Origin of the sequence: Paenibacillus sp. OT2-17 (assembly GCF_009827695.1) — a bacterium.
GTDB lineage: Bacteria > Bacillota > Bacilli > Paenibacillales > Paenibacillaceae > Paenibacillus > Paenibacillus polymyxa_B.
Window position 1 is genome coordinate 1 of sequence record NZ_WUDQ01000114.1, and the last position, 9,369, is coordinate 9,369.

Consider the following 9,369-nt stretch of genomic DNA (forward strand, 5'->3'; position numbering starts at 1 on the left):
GAAGCGGACAAAAAGTCTCGTGAAATCATCACACTGGCCATCCAACGCTGTGCGGTAGATCATGTAGCAGAAACGACGGTTTCTGTTGTCACATTGCCGAACGAAGAAATGAAAGGCCGGATCATCGGGCGCGAAGGCCGTAATATCCGTGCACTTGAAACCCTTACAGGAATTGACCTCATTATTGATGATACGCCGGAAGCTGTTATTTTGTCTGGATTTGATCCGATTCGTAGAGAGATTGCGCGTACTGCGCTTGAAAAGCTCGTAGCGGACGGACGGATACATCCGGCTCGTATTGAAGAGATGGTGGAAAAATCCCGTAAAGAGGTGGACGAACGAATCCGTGAGTATGGTGAACAGGCCACCTTTGAGGTGGGCGTGCATAGCTTGCATCCAGATTTGATCAAGATCTTGGGACGTCTCAAGTTCCGTACAAGTTACGGACAGAACGTATTGAAGCACTCGATGGAAGTTGCATACTTGACAGGTCTGATGGCCGGGGAACTGGGCGAAGACGTTGTACTGGCAAGACGGGCAGGATTGCTGCATGACATCGGGAAGGCGCTGGATCATGAAGTGGAAGGATCGCACGTTGAAATTGGCGTGGAGCTGGCGAAGAAGTACAAGGAACACCCGGTCGTCATCAACAGCATTGCTTCACATCACGGCGATTGCGAAGCGACTTCAGTGATCGCCATGCTGGTTGGGGCGGCAGATGCCCTGTCAGCAGCAAGACCGGGAGCGCGGCGTGAAACGCTAGAGACGTACATCCGTCGTCTTGAGAAGCTGGAACGCATCTCCGAATCTTTTGAAGGCGTTGAAAAATCATACGCGATTCAAGCCGGACGCGAAGTTCGTGTCATGGTACAGCCAGAGAAAATTGATGATGCGGAAGCATTCCGACTGGCCCGCGATATTACGAAAACGATTGAGAATGAACTGGACTATCCGGGACATATCAAGGTCACCGTCATACGCGAGACCCGTGCGGTAGAATACGCAAAATAAAAGCATTTCAATGAAAAGTGGCCGCTGCTTGTAGGGCCACTTTTCATTATGTAAGGCAGACTAGGGAGGGCTTTCTATCAACGTATTATTTATTGGAGACATCGTCGGCAGTGTAGGCAGAAAGGCACTGAGGGAGAATCTCCCTTCGCTAAAATCAAAATACAACCCGCATGTTATTATTGTGAATGGAGAAAATGCGGCTTCGGGAAGAGGAATTACCCCAGCCATCGCCAGAGAGTTTTTTGATTGGGGCGTTCATGGGATTACGATGGGAAATCATACTTGGGACAATAAGGAAATATTTGATTTTATAGATGATGAGCCGCGGATCATCCGCCCGGCTAACTTTCCACCAGGAACACCAGGACGGGGTTATACCGTTGTAAAAGGTGGAGGTAAGGAGCTGGCTATTGTTAATCTGCAAGGTAGAACTTTTTTGCCAGCTATTGACGATCCATTCCGTGCAGCAGATGAAATTGTCGATGAGCTGCGCAAAAAACATAAACATATCCTAGTTGATTTCCACGCCGAAGCAACCTCGGAAAAAATCGCAATGGGTTGGCATTTGGATGGACGTGCTTCAATCGTGGTAGGTACGCACACACATGTACAGAGCAATGACGATACGATTTTGCCACAAGGAACTGCGTATCAGACAGATGCGGGAATGGTAGGTCCTTATGAGGGAGTGCTTGGGATGCAGAAAGAGGCTGTGTTACAGAAATTCCAGACCCAGCTTCCAGTACGTTTTCAAGTGGACATGGGCAAATGGCATTTTCATGCCATCAGCGTAGAGCTGAATGATAACGATGGAAAAGCCCGCAAAATTCAGAAAATCAGACTCAAAGAAGATGAATGGCGGATGGATTAACCTTTTTGTGAGCTACTTAAGGAAAGAATAAGGAAAACTGTCACCAAAAAGCAGGAATTTTTTGCTGACCCTCGAATAACATCTAATAGTGGAATCAAACCATCATCATTCCCAGGGGAGGTACTTACTATGGATGTATTAAAAGTATCAGCAAAATCCAATCCCAATTCAGTTGCAGGCGCACTCGCAGGAGTACTGCGTGAACGCGGAAATGCAGAATTACAGGCGATTGGAGCGGGTGCACTAAACCAAGCCATTAAAGCGGTAGCCATTGCCCGGGGATTTGTCGCACCAAGCGGAGTGGATTTGATTTGTATTCCTGCTTTTACAGACATTGTTATTGATGGAGAAGATCGGACTGCGATCAAATTGATTGTAGAGCCAAGATAATAAATGTAAGTTGCCTGAGCCTGTTTACGATTTGTAAACGGGCTTTTTTGCTTTGTGAGTCTGTTACTATGATTTTTAAAATAAATTTGTGATGCTTCAATCTCTAAATGGAGGTAAGATGCATGAATGATAAGCTAAAAGTGAATTGGCCAGTTGTTGACTTTCATTGTGATGTGTTATGTAAAATGCAGCTCGATGCGCAGATCGATTTCAGTCATCCATCGCTTGATGTCACAAAAGAACGTTTGCTAGAAGGTAACGTGCGGTTGCAAACATTTGCTATATATATTTCTCAGGTATTGGGCACGCCAAGATTTGAGCATGTGATTCGTCAAATTGAGCTGTTCAGGCAGCATGTTACCTCTATCTCAGGTGGGTTGAGACCATTGCTGTGGAAGGAAGACTTGGTAATGTGTAAAAATACGTCCGCAGTGCATCAGGAGGAGCAAGTAAAGCAGGCAGGAAAAGAGAAGCGCATGGAAAAGATAACGTATGTGGATGGTAATGGGACGGATCATACATGGGCACCTTGGGCTTTGCTCTCACTGGAGGGGGTAGATGCGCTGGAAGGGAACCCGTTTTATGCAGAATTGTGCTATGCCATGGGAATACGATTGATTGGACTGACATGGAATTATGCGAACTGGGCAGCTGACGGCATTATGGAACATAGAGGTGGCGGGCTGAGTAGCAAGGGGCGCGATTTGGTCAATCGCTGTAATGACCTGGGACTGCTGCTAGATGTATCGCATTTGTCCGTACAGGGCTTCTGGGAGGTGCTAGAGGAGGCCACTCTACCGCCCATTGCTTCGCATTCGAATGCCTTTGCGAAGTGTGCTCACCCCCGTAATCTATGGGATGAACAGATTCGTGCACTGATCGCTCGTAACGGACGGATTGGTTTGACCTTCGTCACAATGTTTCTCAAAGAGCAGGGTACGATAACCGCTGAGGATCTGCTACCGCACATTGAGCATATTTGTTCATTAGGCGGCGAAAGGCATTTGATGTTTGGCTCTGATTTTGACGGTATCGAGCACCATGTGCAAGGGCTGGAGCACTCGGGGAAATATCCGATTTTTGCAGAACTGCTGCTGAAGCATTACCCTGAGGAGCTGGTCAAGGGATGGCTGGGAGGACATGCGCTGGAATACTTGCAAACGAATCTGCCTTCCAAAATTTCTTCTTAAATAGCTATTTATAGAGGGAATTTTTAGCTGCGAACACTCTTGACAAAGCGAGAAGGATTACGAAATAATTGGAGCATCTTAGAATTGCATGGTGCTAAAATAACATTTGCAGAAATACGGCAGACGTTGGAGCGAGACTGACGGGTCACCATGCTGCACCGCCATATCAGAGGGGGCTCCATTACATAATGTTGATAAAAAAGGTTACCTGGCTTGAGCTCTTTTATGACTTGTTGTTCGTAGCTGCTGTCTCCAAGGCCACTCATGTTTTGCTACATGTTGAGCATGGTAGTATCTCATGGGAACATATGGAAAAGTTTATTATGATTTTTATCCCAATATGGTGGGCTTGGGTGGGGCAAACGGTCTACAACAATCGTTTTGGGCAAGACAGTATAACACATCGAATTTTTATGATCCTGCAATTGTTTTTCGTGTTGATCATGACCGCCAGCCTGAATATAGATTTTGATGCGTATTATGTATCTTTTTTTGTTGGCTATATTGGGTTAAGAGGTTTGACTGTCGTTCAATATTTACTTTCGGCACCCAAAGAAACGGCTCATAAACAGGAAACAGCTCGTTTTTTCGGAATTTATTTTTGGATTGGAATAGTCATCTCTAGTTTCTCCCTCTTCTTTGATTCTTGGGTTCGATATTTGATTTTATATACAGGTATAGCTATTGATATCCTCGTTCCTTTGATTGGCCGTAAAAAGTTGGTGATCACACCTATCCATACGGAGCATCTTTTAGAACGCTTTGCACAGTTCACCTTAATTTTGCTTGGCGAATCAGTGATAAGTATGCTTTCTGTTTTACAATCCGATCATTTTACGGTTTCTTCTATTGTATTTGCTGCTTTGGCTTTTGTATTAGTCATCGCAATCTGGTGGCAATATTTTGAGAATATGGAGAAGCGCGTAGATAAATCAAAACAATCAGCAGGACAGACTATTATTTATGGTCATTTGTTTATTTATCTTTCCCTTAGCATGCTAGCTGCTTCGATTCAGCTCTTGTTTTTGGGACAAGTAGACTATATCTTTGTGCTTTGCTTTACCTTTGCTTCTGTTTTTATTTACTTTTTGTCGGTTTTGCTGGTATTTCATCAGTACCGATTAAGTCATCTGAAACCTCGTCTCAGAGTCATTTTTTTCTTAACTGGAATACTCTGTGTCCTGTTTATTCTTAATATATTTGTTGTCGTTCCCCCTCATCTCATCGTAGCTGAAATCATGCTTTTCTTTCTCTTGTTCGCTAAAACGACGGTTTGATCCGATTTCTATGGACGATATTTAACGCCGATTAGGGCGAAAAAGGGAACTTTATACGCTCTCCTTTTCTTTCTTGGCAAAATAGGAGTATAATAGCATAGATGTGTAAAGTATTGTATAGAGAAAAAGGAGTGACCACACGATGAGTAAAATCGTACCTGTCGGCGTTTCAGCCCGTCATATTCACCTGACTCAAGAGCATATTGAAATTTTGTTCGGAGCAGGCTATCAATTAACTGAATTTAAACCTTTGTCCCAAACAGGACAATTTGCCGCAAATGAAACGGTAGCTGTAATTGGTTCTAAGGGTCAATTTGATAAGGTTCGCATTTTGGGACCTGCTCGTCCCGCTTCCCAATTGGAAATCTCTCGCACTGATTCCTTTGCTATTGGTGTAAAAGCACCTGTACGCGAATCTGGTAGCATTGATGGTACACCAGGAATCACGGTAAAAGGACCAGCTGGTGAAGTGGAACTGCAAGAAGGTGTGATTGTAGCAGCCCGCCATATTCATTTCCATACATCTGATGCAGCTAAATGGGACATTAAGGACAAGCAGTTGCTGAAAGTACGTGTCGGCGGCGAACGTGGCCTTGTATTTGAAAATGTTCTTGCACGTGTGTCCGATTCTTTTGCTTTGGATATGCACATTGATACAGATGAAGCGAACGGAGCCGGTGTGAAAAACGGTGACAACGCTGAAATCGTAGACTAATATACACGTATTTAAATGCCGGAAGCCTTAAAGAGTCCGATTCTTGCAAAAGAATCGGGCTTTTTACATACTATATAATTCACAAATACTTCACTAATGTACAAAAAGAACATGAGTTCACATTGCACTCAATGGTATCTGCGGCTGATCTATGGCGATGGCCTATAAATCATGCTATAATTTAGTGTAATGCCTTTTTTAAAGGTTTTTTAGAACTAAAATAAATTTACCCATGCCTAAAGATACAGTAAAATCACAAATTAGCTCGTGAAATAGATGGTGTAAGGAGTGACTAAGGAATGGAAAAGAAAACAAAAGATTACTCCAAATATTTTGATTTCTCGGATGCGAAGATTATTTCTGAAGATGAGCATAGCAAAAAGATCCGTATTCGCGGACGTGAAATCAACATTATGGCGGAGCCGAACCATAGAAAAGAAAAGCAACGCGGTAAAGAGGATGTACAGGTATTATATGATAACGCAGTCCCGGATGAGCTAAAGCATATCGGTGAGGGAAAGCATTATATCGTATACACATTCGGTTGCCAAATGAACGAGCATGATTCCGAAACCATAAAAGGCTTGCTGGAGCAAATGGGCTACCAGGCAACCGAGGATCGGAAGGAAGCAGACATCATTTTACTGAACACTTGTGCTATCCGTGAAAATGCGGAGGATAAAGTGTTTGGCGAGCTGGGTCACCTCAAGCATCTCAAAACAGAAAAGCCAGGACTGCTGCTCGGCGTGTGTGGCTGCATGTCACAAGAAGAGAATGTCGTTAACCGGATTATGCAAAAACACGGTTTTGTCGATATGATTTTTGGTACCCATAATATTCATCGTCTGCCTCAGCTCGTCAAGGAAGCACTCTTTAGCAAAGAAATGGTGGTCGAAGTGTGGTCTAAGGAAGGCGACATTATCGAAAACCTGCCGAAGAAGCGCGAGGGTATGCGGGCTTGGGTGAACATTATGTACGGTTGTGATAAATTTTGCACCTATTGCATTGTTCCCTTTACACGTGGTAAGGAAAGAAGCCGCCGTCCAGAGGATGTTATCGCTGAGGTACGGGATTTGGCACGTCAAGGCTTTAAAGAAATCACCTTACTGGGGCAGAATGTTAACGCTTATGGCAAGGATTTGAAAGATTTGAATTACAGATTCGGGGATCTGATGGATGATATGCGCAAAATTAATATCCCGCGTGTACGTTTTACGACATCACATCCACGTGATTTTGATGACCATTTGGTTGAAGTGCTTGGTAAGGGTGGCAATTTGGTGGAGCATATCCATCTGCCTGTTCAATCCGGTAATACGGATATATTGAAGAAAATGAACCGAAAATATACCCGTGAGCGTGTTCTGGAACTGGCTGCGAAGATTAAAACAGCTGTTCCGCATGTTTCTCTGACAACAGATATCATCGTAGGTTTCCCGGGCGAAACAGACGAGCAGTTTGAAGATACTCTATCCCTGGTGCGCGAGGTCGGCTATGACTTTGCCTACACATTTATTTATTCACCACGTGAAGGTACGCCAGCTGCTTCGATGGAAGATAATGTGCCTATGTCGGTTAAAAAAGAGCGTCTCCGGCGTCTGAACATTGCTGTGAACCAAAACAGCCTTCGCTTTAATAGTCGATTGCGTGGCGAAGTGGTTGAAGTGCTGGTGGAAGGCGAGAGCAAAAATGACAGCAAAGTGCTTGCCGGACGGACCCGTTCCAATAAGCTTGTACATTTTGAGGGTTCTAAGGACCTGATTGGTTCCTTTGTTCAAGTGAAAATTACGGAACCTATGACCTTTTACATCAAAGGTGATCTGGTTGAAACGGCTGTAGCAGTTAACGGATAAAAGAATATTCTAGCGGGTTGCATGCGGTCTGAGTAAAGGGCTGTGTGCAAGGCCGTCTAAGTGAGAAAAGGAGCGATGGACAATGACAGAGGAGCGGTTGCAACAAACAGAACTTCAAGCGGCGGCGCGCCAGCATGATCATTTGGTCAATCGCGAAATGATATTGGCAAAAGCCAAAGAATTGGCAGGTATTTTGGGTAGCAGTGAGGAAGTACAGGTATTCCGAAAAGCAGAAGAAAAGATTCAGGATCATGGGCGCATCCAGCAACTGATTGCAACGATGAAAAAGAAGCAAAAGGAAATTGTAGCATTTGAATCCTTGAAGAATCAAAAAATGATTGCCAAAATAGAGGCCGAACTTCAGGAGCTACAGGAAGAGCTTGACGGTATTCCAATTGTAACGGAGTTTCAGCAGAGTCAGGTGGAAATTAATGAGCTACTGCAAATGGTGATTATGGCGATCCGTGATACCGTTGCTGAGAAGGTAAACGTAGAAGAGGGAAAAAGCACCTCCTCGTCGAATTGCAGTGATTAGAATGAAATCTATGGTGTGGAGGCGTAGCTTCCACGCCTTTTTTTCGAAAGCATTTTGCCAACGTATATGGTTATAGGACTTCAAGAGAAATGGGACAACATAGAAGGGATGGAAGCAAGGGAATGGATAAGTTGGGTAAGATGCTAGAGGGAGAGAATAATACTTTTTGGGAGTATTTAGGGTGTGAACTGATTGCAGCTGATGCAAACGAGGTACAGATCGCTTTGGAGGCCAAACAAGAGCATACCAATGTGATGGGTATTGTCCATGGGGGTGTACTTACTTCATTGATGGATCAGGCGATGGGGATGGTCAGTATGGCTTCACGAAATATGGATCCATGTGTAACGACGAACCTGAATGTTCATTTCTTGTCAGCCATGAGGCAAGGACGACTGGAGGTTAGGGCGCGAATTCTTCATCAAGGAGGTCGCACGATAACCACTGAGGCGGAAGTAAGAGATAGTGAAGGCACACTCGGTTCTACATCTACAGCAACCTTCCGAGTATTACGTACACAAGCAAGTGATTCAGGTAAGGCCTGACACTTGACAAAAATTTTTATTATGTCATAATGAATTTATCAAAACGATATAATATGGTGATGCCAATGGATAGCAATCGTATAAACGAAGAGGCGCAAAAGGCGTCGTACAACATTAAGAAATACCGTACCCCGGATGGAGCTCCGGCGGATATCGTTATGTTTACCTTAACGAAGCGGGAGCGCAAGACGGTAACAAAGACATTGCCGATTCGTGAGCTGAAAGTGATGCTCATCAAGCGCCGCAGTTGGCCTTTTGCAGGACGCTGGGCGTTGCCTGGAGGGTTTTGTCAGGAAGATGAATCGATGTATGGAGCTGCCAAGCGGGAGCTGTTAGAGGAAACGGGTGTGGACGGCGGGCATCTGGAGTATTTGGGTGTATATAGTGGACCGGGACGTGATCCGCGCGGGTGGATCATATCGCATGCGTTTTTTGCGCTGGTAGAAGAATGGATGTTGGAACAGCGTCAGGCGGCCGATGATGCTTCCGAGGTTGGGCTATTCACGATCCGCGAAGCGTTGGAGGAATTGGAGCTGGCATTCGATCACCGGGATATCATTGTAGATGCTTATCGCAAAATTCAGTTGCAGATGCTTCAGACGACGATAGCCAAGCAGTTTTTACCGCTACATTTTACACTGGGTGAATTATATCAGGTGATTCAGAGTGTCGTACCGGATTTCGAAGAGCCAAACTTTATTCGCAAAATAACATCGACTCGTAGCAGGCAGGGAATACTGGAAGAGGTGCGTGATGAGAATGGCAAACCGCTCAGTTCCAACCAGTATTCACAAAGACCGGCACAGTTGTACCGTTTTAGTGACAGAGTACCGCGTTTATCTATCTACACGTAACGCCTAATGTAATAGGTTACGCATAGAACGTACAATATCACTTTGAGGATAAGGAGCTGACCGTACGATGCAGGCACTAATTGTTATTGATTACACGAAAGATTTTGTGGACGGTAGTTTGCCTGTAG

General features: G+C 44.6%; 10 protein-coding genes. All 10 read left to right on the forward strand.

Annotation, left to right across the window (positions count from 1 at the left end; genetic code table 11):
- The coding region (gene rny, locus GRP75_RS14090) for a ribonuclease Y (protein ID WP_160789604.1) at nucleotides 1-1,011 on the forward strand (1,011 nt) is incomplete at its 5' end.
- A 76-nt stretch (nucleotides 1,012-1,087) separates the two neighbouring features.
- The gene (locus tag GRP75_RS14095; protein ID WP_013309959.1) at nucleotides 1,088-1,882 is read left to right on the forward strand and encodes a TIGR00282 family metallophosphoesterase; all 795 of its coding nucleotides are present in this window, start codon (nucleotides 1,088-1,090) and stop codon (nucleotides 1,880-1,882) included.
- 129 nt (nucleotides 1,883-2,011) lie between these two features.
- Nucleotides 2,012-2,272 (forward strand): stage V sporulation protein S, encoded by a 261-nt coding sequence (locus tag GRP75_RS14100; protein ID WP_007430104.1) that lies wholly within the window; start codon nucleotides 2,012-2,014, stop codon nucleotides 2,270-2,272.
- 122 nt (nucleotides 2,273-2,394) lie between these two features.
- Nucleotides 2,395-3,462 (forward strand): dipeptidase, encoded by a 1,068-nt coding sequence (locus tag GRP75_RS14105; protein WP_160789605.1) that lies wholly within the window; start codon nucleotides 2,395-2,397, stop codon nucleotides 3,460-3,462.
- Between the two features lie 188 nt (nucleotides 3,463-3,650).
- The gene (locus tag GRP75_RS14110; protein ID WP_028542700.1) at nucleotides 3,651-4,739 is read left to right on the forward strand and encodes a low temperature requirement protein A; all 1,089 of its coding nucleotides are present in this window, start codon (nucleotides 3,651-3,653) and stop codon (nucleotides 4,737-4,739) included.
- Nucleotides 4,740-4,881: 142 nt separating this feature from the next.
- A complete protein-coding gene (pduL, locus tag GRP75_RS14115) occupies nucleotides 4,882-5,454 on the forward strand; it encodes a phosphate propanoyltransferase (protein WP_023988243.1) in 573 nt (190 codons plus the stop codon).
- A gap of 299 nt (nucleotides 5,455-5,753) precedes the next feature.
- A complete protein-coding gene (miaB, locus tag GRP75_RS14120; protein WP_023988244.1) occupies nucleotides 5,754-7,307 on the forward strand; it encodes a tRNA (N6-isopentenyl adenosine(37)-C2)-methylthiotransferase MiaB in 1,554 nt (517 codons plus the stop codon).
- Between the two features lie 82 nt (nucleotides 7,308-7,389).
- The gene (locus tag GRP75_RS14125; protein WP_160789606.1) at nucleotides 7,390-7,842 is read left to right on the forward strand and encodes a YlbF/YmcA family competence regulator; all 453 of its coding nucleotides are present in this window, start codon (nucleotides 7,390-7,392) and stop codon (nucleotides 7,840-7,842) included.
- Between the two features lie 122 nt (nucleotides 7,843-7,964).
- Nucleotides 7,965-8,387: a PaaI family thioesterase gene (locus GRP75_RS14130; protein WP_025719091.1), complete on the forward strand. Its 423-nt coding sequence runs from the start codon at nucleotides 7,965-7,967 to the stop codon at nucleotides 8,385-8,387.
- Nucleotides 8,388-8,452: 65 nt separating this feature from the next.
- The gene (locus tag GRP75_RS14135; RefSeq protein ID WP_023988247.1) at nucleotides 8,453-9,241 is read left to right on the forward strand and encodes an NUDIX domain-containing protein; all 789 of its coding nucleotides are present in this window, start codon (nucleotides 8,453-8,455) and stop codon (nucleotides 9,239-9,241) included.
- Nucleotides 9,242-9,369 lie beyond the last annotated feature (128 nt).

Bases quoted from the DNA above. Each gene is read 5' to 3' on its own strand.
- GRP75_RS14100 (WP_007430104.1), top strand. From the start codon at position 2,012: ATGGATGTATTAAAAGTATCAGCAAAATCCAATCCCAATTCAGTTGCA.
- GRP75_RS14105 (WP_160789605.1), top strand. From the start codon at position 2,395: ATGAATGATAAGCTAAAAGTGAATTGGCCAGTTGTTGACTTTCATTGT.
- GRP75_RS14110 (WP_028542700.1), top strand. From the start codon at position 3,651: ATGTTGATAAAAAAGGTTACCTGGCTTGAGCTCTTTTATGACTTGTTG.
- pduL (WP_023988243.1), top strand. From the start codon at position 4,882: ATGAGTAAAATCGTACCTGTCGGCGTTTCAGCCCGTCATATTCACCTG.
- miaB (WP_023988244.1), top strand. From the start codon at position 5,754: ATGGAAAAGAAAACAAAAGATTACTCCAAATATTTTGATTTCTCGGAT.
- GRP75_RS14125 (WP_160789606.1), top strand. From the start codon at position 7,390: ATGACAGAGGAGCGGTTGCAACAAACAGAACTTCAAGCGGCGGCGCGC.
- GRP75_RS14130 (WP_025719091.1), top strand. From the start codon at position 7,965: ATGGATAAGTTGGGTAAGATGCTAGAGGGAGAGAATAATACTTTTTGG.
- GRP75_RS14135 (WP_023988247.1), top strand. From the start codon at position 8,453: ATGGATAGCAATCGTATAAACGAAGAGGCGCAAAAGGCGTCGTACAAC.